Consider the following 20,608-nt stretch of genomic DNA (forward strand, 5'->3'; position numbering starts at 1 on the left):
TAAATTAACAACCTCTATGATTGATTCATTAAACAGCTACCAATCTATTAAACTCATTATGTGAAGATATATGAAATTTTTTTGTGCAAAAATAATAACCAGCGCTAAAATAAAAGCCCCAGCTAAAATAAAAACCATATACATTATTAAGTTTTCCATTAAGAAGCTTATTCATATAAATTCACCAACTTTCTTACAAAATATTTGATAAATAACTTTTATCCGATGACTACCATCCGTAATACTTTCATAACTACAAAATTAGAGATAACGGCTACAACGTCCCTGGATAACTATTTCTAAATTTTAGTTGTAAAAACCACACCTAAAACAAAGAACTCTGTTTATATTAATTATAACAAATAAGAAACTGCTGTCAATGATTTTAGTGAGTTTTTTATGTATAAAATTATTTTCTACAATAAATTCTCTTAAAAGTTCCTCACTTTAAAATTATTAGATTTAATCATATTAAATAAGAGCTTGTTTTATAAATGACAAAAGTACTAAAAATAATTTAAATAAAAAACTCTCTAATTATGATATAAAAATCGCATTAGAGAGTTTTTTTATTTAAAGCATTTCTAAAATTTTGTCTAATTTATAACAGCATTGTTTGACTTATAACATATTTGTCTAATATGTAACAATCACTGATAAAAAAATACTATTTAAATTGCTTTCCAAGTTCATTAGCAACTATTATTGCACCATAAACATCCTCAGGAGTAACCGTAAATGGCATGTTGTGCATGGTATCACCTTCAGCACAAGATGCTTCAGCAGCTTTCATTATAGCTTCTTTATTTATAACATTTACACCCATTTCTTCTAAGGATACTGGTAATCCTACATTCTTCATAAAGCTTAAAGCTTCTCTTATTTCTTCTTCAGGAGCATCTTCAAGAACTAGTTGAACTAGAGTACCAAAAGCAACCTTTTCTCCATGAGATGCATGGTGTAATTCTGTAAGAACAGTAAGTCCATTACTTATAGCATGAGCAGCAGCTAATCCTGAGCTTTCAGCACCAACTCCACTTAAATATATATTTGCTTCAATTATATTCTCAAGTGCTTTAGTTAAAACACCTTTCTCATTTGAAAGTTTTGCTTTTAACCCATCTTCAAGAAGAGTCTTATGACAAAGTTCTGCAAGAGCTAACGCTGCTTTTGTTATTTTAGTACCTACTAAATTATTAGCGTCAGCTTTATAGCATGCTCTTGCCTCATAATAAGTAGCAAAGGCATCTCCCATACCAGCTGCTAAAAATTTCACTGGAGCTTTTACAATTATATCTGTGTCAACTATAACTATATCAGGATTTTCCGGTAAAAATAAATATTCACTGAATTCTCCTTTTTCTGTGTATATAACAGAAAGTGCAGTACATGGAGCATCACAAGAAGCCAAAGTTGGAATTATAACCACTGGAAGCTTTGTATAGTATCCAATTGCTTTTACTGTATCTAGAGTTTTTCCTCCTCCTATGGCAATTACTGCATCACTTTTCTTTACTTTTGCAATTTCTATTAATCTGTCAATTTCCTTTTTTGTACATTCCCCATTGAACTTTTCAAATATTACCTCTGATTCACTTCCTTCAAATCCTTTTCCGATTTTTTTCACTGCATCTTCAAGAACAAAAGGATCTGCTACTACAAGAAAAGAGTTTCCCAAACTCCCTACATATCTTTCCAATTCCGTAAGTACACCTGAACCTTGTACATACTTTCTTGGTGAGTAAATTGATTTTACCATAACTTTCCCTCCACTTTTTATAATTTTATATATTGTATTACAAGTTAATTTTAGCATCAGCAAAAAGTATATGCAATATATTTAGACAAAAAAATCACATTTTCTCAACAAAAATAATACATTCCAACAAAATATTGACATTTTTTTAACAATCTTTTTGATTGTTATATTGCAACACCAAAGAATTAAATACATTTTATTACATATAATTTAAAAATATCAAAATACTATTTTAACAAAAAAAGAGCCAATCCTCAAATTCAGTGAATAATCATTTCCTTTGGGAACAGCCCACATACAAAACAATATTTAGTTAATAATTATAATATAACACACCAGTTCATTAACTTATAATTACAAATCATCATAAATTAAAATGTGGTAAATCATTAACATAGACATAAACTACTTTGATATATAAAGTATTTCTAAAAAGTTTTTTTAACAAACATTTAATTATGAAATTAACATGTATGATAAAACTTATACAATTTAAGAGTTCTTCTTATTTAGTGACTGCTCTAATGTATGCCAAGCTAAAACCGCACATTTAACCCTTGCTGGCATATTTGATATGTTTTTAAGAGCTAAAGCATCTTCTAATATTTCCAATTCCTTTTCATCAGTTATTTCTCTCTTTATCATACCCAAGAAAGTTTCTATAATATGCTTTGCCTCTTCAACAGTTTTTCCTTTTATAAGATCTATCATTATAGATGTAGATGCCTGAGATATGGCACAGCCTATACCTGTAAAACCAGCGTCTTCAATTATATTATTCTCTATTTTTAATTCCAGCTGGATTTCATCTCCGCAGCTTGGATTATGACCCTGCTCAATTACATCTGCCCCTTCAACATGTCTTTTATTATGATGTGAAGCATTATGTTCAGTTATAATCTCAGAATATATACTATTAAGATCCATAGCCTAACCACTTCCTTGTATTTTTTAACCCTTCCGCTAAAGCGTCCACGTCTTCTTTTGTATTATACAGATAAAAACTTGCTCTACAAGTGGCATTTACTCCCATATATTTCATAAGCGGGTGGGCACAATGATGCCCTGCTCTAATGGCAACACCAGAGGCATCTAATATAGAAGATACATCATGCGGATGCACATCCTTCACATTGAAAGAAATCACGCCAGCTTTTTTATTTATATCCTTTGTACCATATACAGTTATATAAGGTATCTCACTTAATCTCTCTAAAGCATAGCTTACCAATGCCTTTTCTATACTATTTACATTATCCATTTCCACATTTTCAAGATATTTTATAGCCGCAGTAATACCAATAGCTCCTCCTACATTTTGAGTACCACCTTCAAATTTATATGGAATTTCTGCAAAAGTAGCTTCCTGCTCCCACACATATTCTATCATATCCCCTCCAAATATGAAGGGCGGCATTTTCTCAAGTAATTCTTCTTTTCCATAAACCACACCAATTCCCATAGGAGATAACATTTTATGTCCAGAAAACACTATAAAATCTGCATCCATCTCTCTTACATTAACTTTCATATGAGGTATACTCTGTGATCCATCTATTATAGCAATAGCTCCAACACTGTGAGCTTTTTTAATAATATCTTTTACAGGATTAACAGTACCCAAAACATTTGATACTTGAGTAACAGAAACTATTTTGGTCTTTTCTGTTATTTTACTTTCAACCTCTTCTTTTGAAATTACTCCTTCTTCATCTAAATACAAATATTTAAGCACTGCCCCTTTAGCCTTAGCCACTTGCTGCCAAGGAACCAAATTAGAATGATGCTCAGCTATAGAAATAACTATTTCATCACCAGCATTTATAAAGTTCATCCCATAGGAATAAGCTATAAGATTAAAGCCCTCTGTAGCATTCTTAGTAAATACTATTTCTTTAGCTTTTTCTGCTCCTATAAATTTTTTTATAACTTCCCTTGTATTCTCATAGATCTCAGTTGCCTTTACACTAAGATAATAGGCGCCTCTATGAGGATTAGCATTAAATTGTTTATAATATTCATCTACTGCATTCATTACTGATACCGGCTTTTGAGTGGTAGCAGCACTATCCAGATAAGCTAAACGGTGTCCATTAATTGTCTGATTTAAAACCGGGAAATCCGCAACATATTTATTAGTCATCTGTAAGTTTCCTCCTAACACTCTCTGAAATTTCATTTTTAACCTTTTCTAAAGGAATTCTATTTAAAATTGGATTAAAGGCTGCTTCTATTATAAGCTTTTTCGCCTCTTTTTCACTAAGCCCTCTGCTCATAAGATAAAAAAGCTTATTTTCATCTATCTTACCAGCACTAGCAGCATGCTGTCCCTCTACATCATCTTCAGTACATAGAAGTATTGGAACTGATCTGTTTCTTACATTAGGACTTAACAACACTGCATATTCTTCTTCTTGTCCTTTAGACTTTGATGAACCCTTTTTAAAATCTAAAGTACCCCTGAATATTTTATTACTCTTATCTAGAAGAGCACCTCTTGTTTCTATGGAACTCCTCGTCTCTTTTCCATAGTGATTTATCAGATAGTTTATGTCTATATTTCTCTCCTTGTCTCCTAGATAAATAGAATATAAATTTGTTGAACTTCTATAACCTTTTAAATCTGCTTTATAATTAGTAATACTGTGTATTCCACCTAATTCAACGGATACATAATTTATTGTAGCATCCTCTTCCAGTTCCGCTGCATTTGCATCAAGATGAATAGATGAATCTGAAATATTTTGTATTTTTATAAGATTTATAATTGAACCTTTTTTCCCATATATTCTCGTAAGCCCATTATGAAAATACTTTTCATTACTATTGGAATCATATTTAAATACTACTGTAATTTCACTATTTTCTTCTGCAATTATTACATTATCATCTATAACTACAGGACTTTCTTTATCCATAGAATATTCTATAAATATTGGTTCTAAGTTTTTTTTATCTTCATAAGTCTGTATAAATACCCCTGTATTATAGTGATTTTTTACCTGATCCGTTGCTTCTTTGCTTATACCCTCATAATTTAAACCATCAAATATTCTAAGATTAGTATTATCTTTATTGACGTGTATAACTTTTAGTTCTTCTTCGTATGTATCCTGCAGTATACCTTTATTGTATGGTTTTATTTCGGGAATTTTGCTATCTATAGATAAATCATTTACCCCAAGCCATCTCCAAGTCCTTACAGGAATTTTATTTATATTTTTTAAGATTCTATCACTCACTATTCTCACCGCCTACCCAATACTTCCTTCTAGTTCTAAGTTTATTAAATTATTCATTTCCACTGCGTACTCTAAAGGCAATTCTTTTGCAATTGGTTCAGCAAACCCTCTTACTATCATAGCTTTAGCTTCTTCTTCACTTATACCTCTTGACATAAGATAAAATATAGCTTCATCGCTTATTCTTCCTATTTTTGCCTCATGTCCAATATCCACCTCATCATTTAATATATCAAGTACAGGTAATGTATCTGAACGGGAAATATCATCTAACATAAGTGATTCACAGGATACTGATGCTTTTGTATGATGAGCATTTGGTGTAATCTTCACCGCACCTCTATATATAGCAACACCACCACTTTTAGATATAGATTTTGTATTTATAGTAGAAGATGTATATGGAGCTGCATGAACTACTTTAGCTCCGGTATCCAAATGCTGTCCTTTTCCTGCAAAAGTTATTCCTGTAAATTCTGCTTTTGCTCCTTCTCCTTTTAATATACTCATAGGATAAAGCATGGAAATCTTAGATCCAAAAGAACCTGATACCCATTCTATAGTACCATTCTTCTCAACAACTGCTCTCTTTGTATTTAGATTAAGCATATTCCTTGACCAGTTCTCTATAGTTGAATATCTTAAGGTAGCTCCTTCTTTAACATAAAGTTCAACACATCCAGCATGCAAATTGGTTACATTATACTTTGGAGCTGAACAGCCTTCTATAAAATGAAGTCTAGCACCTTTTTCCACTATTATCAGCGTGTGCTCAAATTGTCCTGCACCTGGCGAATTAAGTCTAAAATAAGATTGAAGCGGTATTTCCACATCTACTCCTTCTGGTACATACACAAAAGAGCCGCCAGACCAGACTGCTCCGTGCAGGGCTACAAATTTATGATCGTTTGGTGGAACAAGCTTCATAAAGTATTCCTTAACTATATCTTCATATTCTCTAAGGGCAGTTTCCATATCAGTATATACAATACCTTGTTTAACTAACTCTTCTTTTATACTATGGTAAACTACTTCTGAGTCATACTGTGCCCCAACTCCCGCTAAGGATTCCCTTTCAGCTTTTGGTATTCCCAATTTTTCAAAAGTATCCTTTATATCTTCTGGTACTTCATTCCAGTTACCTTTCATTTGGGTATTTGGCTTAACATATGTAACTATATTATCCATATCCAACTCATCTAATGATGGTCCCCAGGTTGGCAACTCCATATTGTTATATATTTCTAATGATTTAAGTCTGAAATCTCTCATCCATTCTGGATCATTTTTTTCCTTGGATATATTAAGTATTATTTCTTTAGTTAATCCTTTATCAGCCTTATAACTATATATATCTTTATTTTTTATATCATAAAAACCCCTGTCTAAATCCTCAATAAAAGTCTTTTTCCTTTCCATGAGACTCATCTCCTTATAACATATCTCTTTTATTTACAACTTTCCATTGAGATATATAATTCTTAACTTAAAGCTGCTTCTTTAAATTCTGCAAATCCATTATTATTTATTTCATCTATTAAAGATGCATCTCCTGTTTTGACAACTTTACCCTTTAAAATAACATGAACAAAATCTGGTTTTAAATCCTCTAGTATTTTACTGTTATGAGTTATTATCACTATAGCATTATTTTCATTCTTAAATTTATTTACTCCCTTTGAAACTATTTTAACTGCATCTACATCAAGACCTGAATCTGTCTCATCAAGTATTGCTAATTTAGGATTTATCATCATCATTTGAATTATTTCATTTTTTTTCTTCTCTCCTCCAGAAAACCCAACATTTAAATATCTAGAGGCATAACTTTCATCAAATTGCAATATTTCCAGTTTTTCTTTAAGTTCTTTTCTAAAAGCCATAAGTTTAATTGGCTTTCCCGTAATAGAAGTTCTAGAACTTCTTAGAAGCCCTTCTACAGTTATACCTGGAACTTCTTCCGGTGTCTGAAAAGATAAAAATATTCCTTTTTTTGCTCTTTCATCTGTTTTTAAATCATTAATTTTTTCATTTTCAAAAATAATATCTCCACTTGTAATGTTGTATTTAGGATGACCCATTATTACATTTACCAAAGTTGACTTTCCAGCTCCATTAGGACCCATTATTACATGAACCTCTCCCTTGTTTACAGATAAATTAAGACCTTTTAATATCTCAGTTCCATCTGCTTCAACATGAATATCTTTTATATCTAAAAGTCTATCTCCCATATTATTCTCTCCTAAAATAAAGTTTTAATCCCGAGTGTTTAACTCTGATTTATAATTATTGTATATCTAAGATTATTATTTGTCAATAATAATTATCTATTATTTGCAATAAATAATAGATAATTATATAAAAAAGCGCTTTTATTTTTAAAATTTTAAAAATAAAAGCGCTTAAATTTTGACAATATAAGAATGAAAATATTTACTATATAAAAAAAGATTATATTTAAATATAAAAATGAGCTATTCTTTAAGTTCTTTAACTATATTGGGTACCCTTTCTCCTATTAGTGCTTTTACCATATTTTCTGAACTGAGTTTTGCCATACTATTACGCGTTTCAAAGGTAGCTGACCCAAGATGCGGAAGAATAACTACATTATTCAAATTGATAAGTTCATTATTAATATCAATAGGTTCCTTTTCATATACATCTAATCCAGCAGCTCTTATCTGTCCAGACTTTAGTGCTTCAATTAATGCCTTTTCATCTACAGTTTGACCTCTGGATGCATTAATAAATATTGCAGTTTCTTTCATCACTCTAAATTCATCAGCTCCCATAAGTCTATAAGTTTCTCTTGTAAGAGGCGTCATCAAAACTACAAAGTCTGATCTTTTTAAAAGTTCTTGTAAATCTAAATATTTTACTCCTAAATTTCCCTCAGTTTCTAATTTCCTACTCCTATTATGATAAAATACATTCATATCAAAACCAAATTTAGCCCTTTTAGCAATAGCTTCTCCGATTCTCCCCATACCTATTATGCCTAGTGTCTTACCATATACATCAATTCCATAATAACTTTCATCATATTGAGATTTCCATTTACCTTCTCTTAGATATTTATCACATTCCACAATTCTACGAGCTGAAGATAGCATAAGTCCAAACACTAAATCTGCCACACTATTATCAAGTACTTCAGGAGTGTTGGTACCAATTATATTCCTTGATTTCATAATATCTAAATCAAAATTATCATAACCAACAGACATATTACTTACAACCTTTAAATTAGGTGCTCTATCTAAAAATTCCTTGTCAATTTTTATTGAAGTTAGTATTACTCCATTTTTATCTTCTATCTTCTCTAAAAGTTCTTCTCTTGAAATTTCTCCTTCGCCTTCCCACACTTCACATTCACAATAATTTTCAATATAGCTAATTACTTCCTTTGAAAAATGTTTTGCCACATATACTCTAGGTTTCATAACACTTTCTCCTCCTAAAACATTTATATATGAAAACAATTATTATACTTGTTTAATACTCATTAATAATAATTTTAAATAATATTCTTATTTTTATCAATACTTCTTGCTATTTAATAAATTTATCTACTTTACACTATAGGAAACACAATATCTTATTAAAAGTTCATAAAGCAGCTCATTCCTATATATAATAATTCATGTAATTTATAAAAAGTATAACCTTTAAATATGATCGATCTATTAATATGAAAAGGACTAGTACGTAAAAATAAATACTAGTCCATAATAATTTTATGTATTTTAATTTATAATATATTCCCTTATCAAATCGTAATCACCCTTTAAAGCTATTACAAGAGCAATAATATATAATCTTCCTCTTTCTATTTTCTTTCTATGTATTAGCATATTTCCCTGAATTTCTTTTATAGGCAATCTCTTTGTAATTATCAATCTATTTAGTATTTTTGAATCCATTATAATAAATTGAGCTATCTCTTTATAAACTTTTTTAAGTCTATCTTGTTTAGGGCATGTCCTTAGTAAATCCGCAAACTCTATGTCCCACTTTTTTAATTCTTTTTTGTACTCTGATATTTCTAATCTTCTAAGCTCATTTTCTTTTTCATATTCATATTTTTTTATAGATTCATCATCCATGACACTATTTTCAGATTTATCATCAGATTGAGTAACTATAGGTAACCAAATTTTATCTTTCATTTTTTCATTTTTTCTATAATGATCTATACTTCTAAGGCTAATAACATGTTTAGCAAAAGATAAAAACTTTCCTTTTTTCTTATCATAGGCTTCAACTGCTTCTTTAAAAGCCATCATTCCAATGGTAAGTTCATCATCGCATCCATATTGTAAAAATTTGCCTTTTTTCTTGTATAAAATATTTGCTATAAATGGCTTATATACCTCAATTAATTTATTTAATTCTTTTTGATCTATTTTAGCCTTTTCAACTCTATCCTCAAGTGATCTTTTTAAAAACATTTTTTCACCTCACTAAAAAACATCTTATATTCATTCGATATAAAAGCTATGATTTTTGAGGTTTTTTAGATTTAATTTAATTTAAAATTTAATTTAATTTAAAAAATTATTATATTTTTTCTAATTGCTATAAATAAGTTAAAAATTATAAATATACAAGTATACTAAGTTATTTTTAAATCAGGTGTAAACAAGTAATTAATTCCAATTTAATATAAAAATATTTATTTTTTAATTATATTTTTATATTAAGCAAAATGTATAAGTTGTAAAAAATTATTAAAAGTGATATTATTATATAATGATTTAATTGTCATTATACTTTGGAGGTGTTATATATCAATAAAAATTTAATTTTGAACGAAAATATTAAAAACAGGGAAATAAGATTATCCGGAGAGGATAGTCGTATAATCAGAACAGATGAAGCTCTTAAAATGGCCAGAGAAAGAGATTTAGATTTAGTTATGGTTTCCCCCAATGCAAAACCACCTGTATGCAAAATTATGGACTATAGCAAATATCTATATGAGCAATCCAAGAAATTAAAATTAGCTAAAAAGAATCAAAAGGTCGTAGTTCTAAAAGAAGTGAGATTAAGCCCTACCATCGAAGATCATGATATAAATATAAAAGCCAATAATGCTAAAAAATTTTTATCAAATGGTGACAAAGTTAAAGTTTCTATAAGATTTAGAGGTAGACAAAACAACAACACTCAAATGGGTAAAAAAGTTTTAGAGGCATTTGTAGATAAAATAGGTGAATTAGGCACAATTGAAAAAGCTCCTCAATTAGAAGGTCGAAATATGTTTATGATATTAGGCCCTAAAAAATAGATCCATTGCATATTCATAGATTATAAAATTTTAATATTTTCATTAAAAAGCTTTATTTGATAAAAGAAGTTTTGTCAAAATATAATCTATGATATCATTGGCAACCATATATATTTTTGATATTAATCCATTATTATGGTATACTTTTAAGTACGATAGTAAATACTATTAAAAATTAAAATTTATTATATTATTATAATAAAACTATAACCATAATTTTTTAATTATATATACAAATTGTTTTACCACCTTCTTAAGGTGGTTTTGGTTTTTTAATACAATAAAAAGGAGATATATTATGTATAAGAAAAACTACAAATTAAAAAAGACTATTTCAATGAAGCAATTCATATCTGAATTTGGAGAAAACTTTTCTGATCACATAAAAAAAAGATTGATGGAATTGGATTTAAGATGTGTATTGACACGAGAAAATGATGAAAACATATTAGATTTAAAACATGTAGAACATACTAAGTTTGACTGCAAATGCAACAATTCAAAAAACGAAAAAAAAGAATATGCTTATGGAGAATTTGTAGTAGTAGATGGTATATTGTACTTTTCAGAAAAATGCGCAGAAAATTCTGCTGTTATGCAATCCCCCATCGTAAATACTGTTTATACTTCTTTAAGCAATGACAATTCTATACTATTTCAAGACACTTCACTAAAAAAAGTAGACGATAATAATATTGATTACGTTATTGATACTCTTCTAACCGTATATCCTAATGTATCACAAAGGTATATTGATATTTTAAAACACATGACTTCTTACTAAACTAAAAATATATATTTTTTAGTTTAGTTATAAATCTAAATAACCAAATAGCCTAATTCAATTATTTTATGTAAGATAAATTATATATAGTTAGTTTTCAAATAAATAACAGGTTAGTATATCATATTTGCATACATATGATAAAAATATCTTACTTGTTATTTATTTTAATACATATAATCTATCCTTTATGAAATACCTTCATAACTAAAGCAAGTAATCCCGAAGTAATAAGCGGACCTACAGGAACTCCTCCTAAGAAAGCAGCTGCTGCTATTGAACCTAAAATAAGTGCTGGCATCACGTCCCCATGCCCTTGAACGGTTAGATACTTTAATCCCAACCCACTTAGATAAGTGGTAAAAAAAGATAGCAAAAGCGCAGTTATCCCTACTACAGATATAAGATTTCCCTTTATGTTAATAAAGCTTATACTTCCATTGGCAATTGGAATAAGTATAGTTGCTATAAGTATAACTAATGCCCAAAATATGCCCTTACTATCTAGGACTGGCAAAATATATTTCTGAATATTTAAAAGCTTAAGGATTAAAAGAAAGGCAACCGCAACTGATACAGAATTAGCTTTCCCTATTATTGATATAGCTAATATAATAACTAATATAATATTGGCTTCCAAAATTATCATCTCCAAAAATAAATTTCATACTAAAATTAATATTCATATTAACATTGATATATACATATTCTGTACATTTTTCTAACATTACCTTCACACATATGTTTTTCTATGATAAAATTTCTGTCATAAGTTTAATTATTATTATATATATATTTGTAAAATGAGGTATTACATATGAATAACAAAATTTTAATTATTGAAGATGATATATCTATTAGTGAAATGGTAAAGAATTATTTAAAAAAGGAAGGATTTATAGCAACAACTGCTTGTAATGGCGAAGATGGAATTGCTGTATTTTTAAAGGACAATTTTGATTTAATTGTTCTTGATTTAATGATGCCAAAATTAGACGGCATAGAAACTATAAAAATAATTAGAGAAAAAAGTTCAGTGCCTATTTTAATTATGTCTGCAAAGGATAGCGATGTAGATAAAGCTATAGGTCTAGGTTTTGGAGCTGATGATTATATTACTAAGCCTTTTTCTATGATTGAAATTTCTGCAAGAATTAAAGCAGCTATTAGAAGATCAACAAAATATTCTAATAATAAGCAAGAAATACAAATCATTAAAATTGGAAACCTTACCGTTGATTTAAATAATTTTTTAGTCAGTAAAAATGGTCAAACTATACAACTTACTTCAAAAGAATTTGATATTCTAAAATTATTCATTAAAAATCCTAATAGAGTGTTTACCAAGGCTCAAATCTACAATTTAATTTGGGAAGATGATTACTTTGGAGATGAGAATGTAATTAATGTACATATGCGAAGATTAAGAGAAAAGATAGAGGATAATCCATCAAAGCCTCAATATATAAAGACCTTGTGGGGAATAGGCTACAAACTGGAGGTAAATTAAGATGACCATTTTATTATTCATAGTTATTTTCGTCTTAATTTGTATAATACTTTTTCAATACAGGCTTCAAAATAAACGAACTAAAAATTTACAATACATTCAAAGCAAGCTGCAAAAAATTATTCTTCATGGTGCTGATGAAAAACTTTTAGTTGTTACTGATGAAAATGAACTAAAGGGATTATTAGTAGAAATCAATAATCTTTTAGATTACAACCAAAAGATACTGTCAGACTACAGAAAAAAAGAAATAGCTATGAGAAAAATGCTTTCAAATATTTCCCACGATTTGAAAACTCCTCTTACTGTTGTATTAGGATATATAGAAACTATAAAGTTGGACAAGGCTATTGAAAATAAGGAAAAAGATATATTGCTTTCTAAAGTACACGATAAAACTCTTGAAATAATTGAACTTATGAATAAATTTTTTGATCTGGCAAAACTGGAATCAGGAGATAAGGATATTGGTATCACCAGAATTAATATGAATGAGGTTTGCAGAAAAAATATATTAGATTTTTATGAAATTTTAAATACCAAAGGTTTTAAAGTGAATATTGATATTCCCCAAGTTAACATTTATGCATTAGGAAATATTGAGGCTCTTGATAGAATAATGAGCAATTTGATTTCCAATGCCATTAAATATGGAAGTGATGGTAAAGTTATAGGATTAAATTTAAACTGTGATGATGACTTTACCTATGTAGAGATCTGGGATAGAGGTAAGGGTATTGATGAAAATGAGATAGATAAAGTTTTTGAAAGAATGTATACCCTTGAGGATTCGAGAAATAGCTCCTTTCAAGGCAGTGGTTTAGGACTTACCATAACCAAAAGACTTGTAGAAAAAATGGGAGGAAAAATTCTTCTTAATAGTAAACCAAATGAGAAAACTTCCTTTATTATTAAATTAAAAAGATTAACTTATTAAATTATATATACAAGATGCTTTCTTCATAGAATTCTAAAATCAACTATTAACTTATATAAGAAAAACAATTCTTATAGGGTTGGATATTTTCTTCATGTATAGATTAATTTTTATTAATGGAATGCTATAAAAGCATCTTTTTTTAACTTAAGAATTTTGTAAGATTTGCTTAATGAAAAAATCGAAGTTTAAATTATACAATAGCATTGTGGCACAAAGTTCCAACTTCAACTGTTAATCTATATACAATTAAATACCGTTAAAAATCCAGTATTTTCCCCATGTATCAGTTAAGCATTGGAAGTGGAATCCTATAATAAACAACAGGAGAGGATAATATGAATTATATATTAAGAACTATAAACTTGACAAAGACCTTCAAGGAAAAACAGGCTGTATCCAATGTAAATATGAATATTAAAAAAGGTGAGATATATGGTTTTTTGGGACCTAATGGCGCTGGTAAAACCACTATTATGAAGATGATTACTAATCTAATCAAGCCTACTCTTGGAGAAATTGAAATCTTTGGTGACAAGCTTACCAATAAGTCCTATGAGATACTAAAAAGAATGGGAGCTATCATTGAATATCCTGTATTTTATGATAAACTCACCACAAGAGAGAACCTAGAGCTTCACTGTGAATATATGGGATATTATGACAAAAATCAAATTGACAAGGTTTTAAATATGGTAAATTTAAATGGTATCAACGGCAAAGCAGTGAAGGATTTGTCACTAGGGATGAAGCAACGACTTGGAATTGCCAGGGCAATTATAACTAAACCACAGCTGTTAATCCTAGATGAGCCAATTAACGGACTTGACCCCATTGGCATTAAGGAAGTTAGAAATCTATTAAAAATGTTAAATGAAGAATATGGAATAACAATATTGATATCAAGTCATATTCTGGGCGAGATTGAACAAATAGCTGATACCATAGGCGTATTAAACAATGGCAGGCTAATAGAAGAAGTCACCATGGATAGCATAAGGCAACTTAATACTGATTATATAGAAATAATTACTAGAGATTGTACAACGGCAGCTTATATTTTAGAAAATACCCTAAACATTTCAAACTTTAAGATTATAGATAATAACTTAATAAGGATATATGACTTAAAGGTATCTCAAAGTGATATTTCAAAGACCTTAATTTTAAAGGGAGTTAATATTGAAGCCATTAATAAGAAAAATAGTTCTTTAGAAGATCATTTCTTAAAAATATTAAATGGAGGTGGCATAAATGCTTAAATTAATGAAGCTTGAAATGAAAAAAATTAAAATGAGTGGCTATATAAAAGGAGCCCTACTTGCAAATTTAATTATTCTAGCATTTTTAGTTTTAGTTACTTTCGCTTCAAAATCCGACGGGGATATAGCTTTTAAAGGTTACAGCGAAATGTTTTTAATTACTGGCACTTTTGTAAGAGGTACCTTTTCAATCTTCGCAGCAGTACTAATTTCAAGATTAATAATTGGTGAATATACAAATAAAACTATCACCCTCATGTTTATGTATCCAATAAAGAGAAAACATATTATGCTTGCAAAGTTAACTATTGTAATCATATTTACCTTTATATCCATGGTCATATCAAATATTTTTTCAAATTTTTGTATGTATTTTTTTAATGCATTTGCCAAATTATTCACTGACACATTAACAGTAGATATGGTAGCGCAAAATATAATTAGTATTTTCGTATATTCAATAGGGTACAGCTTTTTAAGTCTAATTCCCATATATGTTGGTATGAAAAGAAAATCCACCTCTGCTACAATTGTAACTTCAATAATATTAACCAGTATATTAAACGGCAGTTTTAATGGTAGCTCCTTAAGTTCAATTATTATTATTCCACTTATTTTAGGCATTGTAGGAGCAGTTATTTCCTATATATCAATAAAAGATGTAGAAGATGCAGATGTAGTTAATTGATAAAACAACATTACTATGTAGTATTTTAGAATATATGATTTTAAATGATATTTATATATTCACTGACAACTTCAAATAATCCTTCACCAAAGGCCAGCTCCCCCCAAAGAGATGACTGGAAGTCATCTCTTTGTATTAATATTATCATATTAACATAATAGTATTCATACACCATATAAATACTATATTTATCAATAATTTTAAGCCTGTGTCAGAAGATTTATTACACTATTGGTATTTTAGTTCCAAACACTATCCCTGTAATCATATAACAAACTACAAACACTGAACCTATTACTATGCTTGCTAAAATCATTTCAATAAGATTTAATTTTAATACTACTTTTAATTCAATAAAATAAAATATAACCTTCCAAATTAATATTGCTATTATAAAAGCCAGTAATACTATAGAAATGGGCGTACTAAGTCCAATTTTTGTATTCATAAAAAAAACATGTGTTATGATGATATAAGCTATAAAACTTACTGTCGGTAAATAGCTAAATCCCCAAGTAGATAATATTTCATTAAAGGTTACTTCCTTATTATTAACTACTGCTGCCAGTTTAAAAGCAAGGCAGGCAGCAAAATACAAACAAAAATTAAGAGAAAAGCTTACTGATATTGCTGATGACCAATCCATATTACCTCTATAAAAAGATGCAAATAATGCTGTAATTATGACAATTATTAGAGCAGGCTTATTATTATTCTCATTCTTATGACTTAAAACAACTTTATATGGTGAGTTAAACATATCCTTAATAAAATATAACATTTTCATATTAAAAACCTCCTAAACCAAAAATCATGCCTACTGCCTTATTAAAAGAACTTCCCATTGCCAATTTTATAATAATTGAAAATAGAAGCGATGATGGAATCGTAAGCTTCCATGGTGAAACAAAAAATAATTTCTCTGCAAAGAAACTTGGTTGATAATTCTCTTTAGATTTATACATCACATCTTCAAATAATTGTTCTTTAAAACCTTTTGCCGGTTCAACATCAGTTTCTATACTCCTAATTAATTTTTCAAATGCCTTATCATCATCTTTCATAAAAATCAGCTCCTTTTAGCTTTAAAAATTCATTCTTAAACTGTATTTTTCCCCTTTGAAGAATTCCATCTATTGCCTTGAGCGTCCTCTGAAAAATATCAGCTATTTCTTTCACACTATAATTATCTATATATTTTAAAATAAGAACAAATTTATAAATTGATGGAAGTTTATTTAAAATCTTTATCACAATGGCTTTTGTCTCTTCATTAATAACTATATCCTCTAAGCTCAAGCTGCTATCTACATTATTTATCTCATCCATGTACTCAATTGCTTCAAAGGAAACTTCCTTTCTGTAATAGTCCATAACTTTATATCTGGCAATCTCACAGAGCCATGTTCTATAAGAACTTTTTCCCTTAAATCCATCTATAGAATTCATAGCTGACATAAATACATTTTGAACAATATCTTCAACACTATCTACTCTACCTGCAAGTCTAGAATATACAAAAGAATAAATATATTGAAAAATTTTTTCATACATTTCTTTGAATAACTCCCTTTTTGATTTCTTTTTTAAAAACATATTTATCATGCTTATATCCTCATTTTCTACTACTCTATTTCATAACAAGCTTCTTGCTGACGCATGAATATAATAATACTAAGAGATGTTTTACACAGATCATAAGTTTTAATTATTATATCTTCCATTTTTGACCTCCTAATTTTATTTTCATTAATTAGTCGCTAAATATAAAAAAATCCCCTGAAAAAATTAAATAAAATTTCTATTGAAAGCTCAAGTTTTAAGGACAAACTATTTAAACAGTTTCAAATATCATATCGTCATCCTTAATTCAAAATGCATTTACTACTTAGTAAATATATATTAATAATTTATGAGGTACTGGTATATAAAAACATTATAAAAATATTTAAATGAAATATGAAAAGCATAATAAAAAAATCCAGTGGCACTTTTAATTATTGGAGCCTTATGCATTATTCCTTCTCTGTATACTTGGTAAATATAAATTCATGCTGGAAGCCCTATGAAAATACTGTTATTGATAAGTTAAAAAATAATCATAATATTGGATGTGAATTTGTTAATTCTAGGGATGCAAACCTAGGGATAGTGGATGGTACCTATTACGAAATGAGGTGAAAACCGCAGTAGTTGTAATAATGATCTTTCAAATTCCAGGGGCTGGTGGAATTTATCCAGTAGAAACCAATTAAAAGTATCAATAAAGTTTTTTCCATTTAGCACTTCTGCCTTTACCAACAACTTCAATTTTCCCTTCAGCTTTTAATTTATCGAAAACTCTATTAATAGTAGCTTCTGCAACATCAGGGCATATATTTCTTATTTCTCCCTTAGTAAAATACCCAAGTTTTCCTTCAATAGCTTTTTCTATTCTTTGACTTTTACCTCCTTTTACATTAGTTACATACCCTACTCTTTCTTCTAATTGTTTATATGATTTTAATATTACTCCCAAAAAGTATTCCAGCCATATTTCTAAGTTGTGCTTTCCATCATGCCAGAGCATAGATGATTTATTTAATGCTTCGTAATAAGTTTCTTTACTTTCTTCAATAATTTTCTCTATACTTATAAATCTTCCCACTTCAAAACCACTTTGATATAGTAATAGAAGTGTGATTAACCTAGATATTCTTCCATTACCATCATTAAATGGGTGTATACATAAAAAATCTAAAATAAAAGACCCTATGTAAACAAGTGGTTCAACTTCTCCTTTTATGCTTATCTTCCTGTATTCATCACAAAGCTTCTCCATATACATAGGTGTATAAAATGCATCAACAGGCTTAAACCTTATGTACTTACTACCATCAGGCAATATTTCTTCAATAACATTATTTACATTCTTATAGCTTCCTCCTCTTACAGGTAAAAACTTATACAAATCTCTGTGGAGCTGCAAAATCACTGACGAATTTACAGGGATTGCATCATATGAGCTATGTATAGTATTTAATACATCTCTATAACCTGCTATCTCACTTTCACTTCTATCTCTTGGTTCAACCTTGTTATTTACTATTTCTTGCAATCTTTTATTAGAAGTATATATACCTTCAATCCTATTTGAGGATTCTGTGCTTTGTATTATTGCTACTTCTTTTAAAGTATTCAGTATTTGAGGCGATTGCCTTTTATACAACTCCTGTTTTCCTTTATATTCATTTATATATGTTAGCATTCTTACCAAATTCATAGGTAAAGTTATATTATTTAATCTATTATTTTCAAAAGATTTCACCTTATCAACTCCCACTATATTAATATTATCATATTAGCATAATAATATTCATTACACCACTGAAACATAATATTTATCAATAATTTTATATTAAAATCAAAATAAATATTATCATTTACGCAATAATGATAATGTTCATTTTCAGCCTGTATCAAAAGTTAAATATCACATAAACCGTTAATACAGGACTTCCTCATATATTCGATTCGTTCATTGACTTTTCCAATATAAATTGAATTTTCTTTGAAATACATTGACAATGAAATATTGCTTTGATATTATATTACCAATGGTAATTACCATTGGTAATATAAGTACGAGGTGTACATATGCAAACAAATAGAAAAAATGTAAGTAAAGAAATCATAATAGAAACTACATTGCGTTTAATTGAAGAAAAAGGTGGAATTAAAGATGTAAATTTAAGAGAAATCGCCAAAAATATCGGATGTGCCCACACAAATTTATATAACTATTTCAACAGTCTTGATGAAATCTTCTGGGAAGCACTTGGGCAAGTCCTGCTTAAAATGATTGATTATGTAGATGTTAATTTAGCTTATGAAACTGATCCAGAAGAGAAATTATATTTGGCATTATCAAATATAATTGATTTTTCAATGGACCATCCTGGCTGGTATAGACTTATATGGCTGGAAGCTATAGATGGAACTCCCTCCTCTGAAGTCAATGAAATATTACATTTACCGACCCGAGGATTTAACGCAATGCTTATAAAATTAAGCAATAATAAACTTTCAGAAGAAAGAGCAAATTTAATTGGTGATATCCTAATGACTTATTTACATGGCGAATTATGTAAATGGATTAATAATCGAAGTTTTAAAAACAGCAGATCGGAAACAAAAATGAGTGTATTTTCAAACCTTAAATATCTATATAAATTGTTAATTCAAAGGGAGGAAGATAAAGCATGAAAACTCTAAAAAAGGACTGGTGGAAAGTTATATTAATTATCCTTGTCAGTAGTTTTTTTGATATGCTTCTCCACGCATTAATATCACCACTTAATTCATCAAATATATCTTTATTAAAACCAAGTATTTTTGTTAAAAACGGTATGCTTGTACCTGCTATCATTGCCTGGGAGTTGTTAGCCCTTAGTATACTAGCATTAGTTTTTATCCTTATTGAGCGTAATCTTCCAGGGAAAAAATGGTTTAAAGGTTTTTTGTATGGACTTTCCTTTGGTGGATTATACTTAGTAGGAATGTTTGAGTGCGTTTTGCTTTTTAACAGCAGTATACTTAACGAAGCCTTAATCGGTTTAGGTGATTTTATCCCCATTTTGTTAATAGGAATTCTTCTTGGTATTTTTACCGGAACTGATGAAACTCAAAACAAGAAGAGACAAAATATTTTATCGGTTTTTGTTATGGCAATTTTTTATATTATTGGCAGATACTTTGCATACTCTATATTACACATACAATCTGCATATATCAGCAAGCCCTTAGGAACATTTATCTGGACACTATGTCAGGGATTATGGGTAGGAATAATCTACTTTATTTTACACCCAAGCATTAAAAGAAAGTCCAATATTTCACAGGGATTATACTTTGGAATAGTTATTTTCGGCTCAAACTGGTTAATGAATCATCTTTTTATTGCTGCAATAGCAGAATTATCTCTTGATCTCTTTATTCGTGCAGGAACAGATATCTTATTTGCAATTATAGGTGCATGTGTCTGTAAAAAGTTATTCGATAAAATTGATTAATTTTAAGATATCTTTTTATTCATGCAAGAGTTTTTATACAAGGAGATGTTTCAAAATGCTAAGAAAATTAATTTCAAAA

Annotated in this window: 21 protein-coding genes and 1 pseudogene; 9 read left to right on the forward strand and 13 right to left on the reverse strand. The window is 28.8% G+C overall.

Annotated features, from left to right (window positions below; genetic code table 11):
- Positions 1 to 667 precede the first annotated feature (667 nt).
- From CLPA_RS18665 to sigI, 8 genes are all read right to left on the reverse strand, one after another.
- A complete protein-coding gene (locus CLPA_RS18665) occupies positions 668 to 1,759 on the reverse strand; it encodes a glycerol dehydrogenase (RefSeq protein ID WP_003447737.1) in 1,092 nt (363 codons plus the stop codon).
- 492 nt (positions 1,760 to 2,251) lie between these two features.
- Positions 2,252 to 2,686 (reverse strand): Fe-S cluster assembly sulfur transfer protein SufU, encoded by a 435-nt coding sequence (sufU, locus tag CLPA_RS18670; RefSeq protein WP_003447739.1) that lies wholly within the window; start codon positions 2,684 to 2,686, stop codon positions 2,252 to 2,254.
- On the reverse strand, positions 2,676 to 3,902 hold the full coding sequence (locus CLPA_RS18675) for a cysteine desulfurase (protein ID WP_003447741.1): 1,227 nt from the start codon (positions 3,900 to 3,902) through the stop codon (positions 2,676 to 2,678). Before CLPA_RS18675 ends, sufU begins: the two co-directional genes overlap by 11 nt.
- On the reverse strand, positions 3,895 to 5,001 hold the full coding sequence (gene sufD / locus CLPA_RS18680; protein ID WP_003447743.1) for a Fe-S cluster assembly protein SufD: 1,107 nt from the start codon (positions 4,999 to 5,001) through the stop codon (positions 3,895 to 3,897). Before sufD ends, CLPA_RS18675 begins: the two co-directional genes overlap by 8 nt.
- Positions 5,002 to 5,013: 12 nt before the next feature.
- Positions 5,014 to 6,420, reverse strand: coding sequence for a Fe-S cluster assembly protein SufB (sufB, locus tag CLPA_RS18685; RefSeq protein WP_003447745.1), 1,407 nt, complete (start codon positions 6,418 to 6,420; stop codon positions 5,014 to 5,016).
- A gap of 62 nt (positions 6,421 to 6,482) precedes the next feature.
- Positions 6,483 to 7,235 (reverse strand): Fe-S cluster assembly ATPase SufC, encoded by a 753-nt coding sequence (sufC, locus tag CLPA_RS18690; protein ID WP_003447747.1) that lies wholly within the window; start codon positions 7,233 to 7,235, stop codon positions 6,483 to 6,485.
- A gap of 243 nt (positions 7,236 to 7,478) precedes the next feature.
- Positions 7,479 to 8,450 (reverse strand): 2-hydroxyacid dehydrogenase, encoded by a 972-nt coding sequence (locus tag CLPA_RS18695; protein WP_003447749.1) that lies wholly within the window; start codon positions 8,448 to 8,450, stop codon positions 7,479 to 7,481.
- 303 nt (positions 8,451 to 8,753) lie between these two features.
- Positions 8,754 to 9,458: an RNA polymerase sigma-I factor gene (sigI, locus tag CLPA_RS18700; protein WP_003447752.1), complete on the reverse strand. Its 705-nt coding sequence runs from the start codon at positions 9,456 to 9,458 to the stop codon at positions 8,754 to 8,756.
- A 329-nt stretch (positions 9,459 to 9,787) separates the two neighbouring features.
- Between sigI and infC the strand changes: the two genes are divergently transcribed.
- Together infC and CLPA_RS18710 are read left to right on the forward strand one after the other, a co-directional pair.
- Positions 9,788 to 10,297: a translation initiation factor IF-3 gene (infC, locus tag CLPA_RS18705; RefSeq protein ID WP_003447754.1), complete on the forward strand. Its 510-nt coding sequence runs from the start codon at positions 9,788 to 9,790 to the stop codon at positions 10,295 to 10,297.
- A gap of 298 nt (positions 10,298 to 10,595) precedes the next feature.
- A complete protein-coding gene (locus tag CLPA_RS18710) occupies positions 10,596 to 11,081 on the forward strand; it encodes a hypothetical protein (RefSeq protein ID WP_003447756.1) in 486 nt (161 codons plus the stop codon).
- Positions 11,082 to 11,262: 181 nt separating this feature from the next.
- On the opposite strand, the gene CLPA_RS18715 is transcribed toward CLPA_RS18710, so the two are convergent.
- Positions 11,263 to 11,721: a DUF441 domain-containing protein gene (locus CLPA_RS18715; protein WP_003447758.1), complete on the reverse strand. Its 459-nt coding sequence runs from the start codon at positions 11,719 to 11,721 to the stop codon at positions 11,263 to 11,265.
- A 177-nt stretch (positions 11,722 to 11,898) separates the two neighbouring features.
- Here CLPA_RS18715 and CLPA_RS18720 point away from each other — a divergent pair, with 177 nt between their 5' ends.
- The 4 genes from CLPA_RS18720 to CLPA_RS18735 all read left to right on the forward strand — a co-directional run bounded on the left by CLPA_RS18720 (position 11,899) and on the right by CLPA_RS18735 (position 15,478).
- Positions 11,899 to 12,591: a response regulator transcription factor gene (locus CLPA_RS18720; protein WP_003447760.1), complete on the forward strand. Its 693-nt coding sequence runs from the start codon at positions 11,899 to 11,901 to the stop codon at positions 12,589 to 12,591.
- A 1-nt stretch (position 12,592) separates the two neighbouring features.
- Positions 12,593 to 13,528: a sensor histidine kinase gene (locus CLPA_RS18725; RefSeq protein ID WP_003447761.1), complete on the forward strand. Its 936-nt coding sequence runs from the start codon at positions 12,593 to 12,595 to the stop codon at positions 13,526 to 13,528.
- Between the two features lie 338 nt (positions 13,529 to 13,866).
- A complete protein-coding gene (locus CLPA_RS18730; RefSeq protein ID WP_003447762.1) occupies positions 13,867 to 14,790 on the forward strand; it encodes an ABC transporter ATP-binding protein in 924 nt (307 codons plus the stop codon).
- Positions 14,783 to 15,478 carry an ABC transporter permease gene (locus tag CLPA_RS18735; RefSeq protein WP_003447763.1) on the forward strand — a complete coding sequence of 232 codons (696 nt, stop codon included), beginning with the start codon at positions 14,783 to 14,785 and terminating at the stop codon, positions 15,476 to 15,478. The genes CLPA_RS18730 and CLPA_RS18735 overlap by 8 nt, the downstream gene beginning before the upstream one ends.
- A gap of 223 nt (positions 15,479 to 15,701) precedes the next feature.
- On the opposite strand, the gene CLPA_RS18740 is transcribed toward CLPA_RS18735, so the two are convergent.
- From CLPA_RS18740 to CLPA_RS18750, 3 genes are read right to left on the reverse strand one after another with little or no spacing between them, the layout of a single operon-like run.
- Positions 15,702 to 16,265 carry a hypothetical protein gene (locus CLPA_RS18740; RefSeq protein WP_003447764.1) on the reverse strand — a complete coding sequence of 188 codons (564 nt, stop codon included), beginning with the start codon at positions 16,263 to 16,265 and terminating at the stop codon, positions 15,702 to 15,704.
- 1 nt (position 16,266) lies between these two features.
- Positions 16,267 to 16,542, reverse strand: a complete 276-nt coding sequence (locus tag CLPA_RS18745) for a hypothetical protein (protein ID WP_003447765.1) — start codon at positions 16,540 to 16,542, stop codon at positions 16,267 to 16,269.
- A complete protein-coding gene (locus CLPA_RS18750) occupies positions 16,532 to 17,083 on the reverse strand; it encodes an RNA polymerase sigma factor (protein WP_003447766.1) in 552 nt (183 codons plus the stop codon). The genes CLPA_RS18745 and CLPA_RS18750 overlap by 11 nt, the downstream gene beginning before the upstream one ends.
- 354 nt (positions 17,084 to 17,437) lie before the next feature.
- Here CLPA_RS18750 and CLPA_RS21290 point away from each other — a divergent pair.
- Positions 17,438 to 17,653 (forward strand): annotated as a pseudogene (locus CLPA_RS21290) (YhgE/Pip domain-containing protein); the annotation flags it as partial.
- Positions 17,654 to 17,738: 85 nt separating this feature from the next.
- On the opposite strand, the gene CLPA_RS18755 reads toward CLPA_RS21290, so the two are convergent.
- The gene (locus tag CLPA_RS18755; RefSeq protein ID WP_003447768.1) at positions 17,739 to 18,785 is read right to left on the reverse strand and encodes a Fic family protein; all 1,047 of its coding nucleotides are present in this window, start codon (positions 18,783 to 18,785) and stop codon (positions 17,739 to 17,741) included.
- A gap of 329 nt (positions 18,786 to 19,114) precedes the next feature.
- Between CLPA_RS18755 and CLPA_RS18760 the strand changes: the two genes are divergently transcribed.
- Together CLPA_RS18760 and CLPA_RS18765 are read left to right on the forward strand one after the other, a co-directional pair.
- Positions 19,115 to 19,723, forward strand: coding sequence for a TetR/AcrR family transcriptional regulator (locus tag CLPA_RS18760; protein ID WP_003447770.1), 609 nt, complete (start codon positions 19,115 to 19,117; stop codon positions 19,721 to 19,723).
- Positions 19,720 to 20,529 (forward strand): hypothetical protein, encoded by an 810-nt coding sequence (locus CLPA_RS18765; RefSeq protein WP_003447771.1) that lies wholly within the window; start codon positions 19,720 to 19,722, stop codon positions 20,527 to 20,529. The genes CLPA_RS18760 and CLPA_RS18765 overlap by 4 nt, the downstream gene beginning before the upstream one ends.
- Positions 20,530 to 20,608: the final 79 nt, after the last annotated feature.

The sequence above is a fragment of the Clostridium pasteurianum DSM 525 = ATCC 6013 genome (assembly GCF_000807255.1).
GTDB classification, from domain to species: domain Bacteria; phylum Bacillota; class Clostridia; order Clostridiales; family Clostridiaceae; genus Clostridium_I; species Clostridium_I pasteurianum.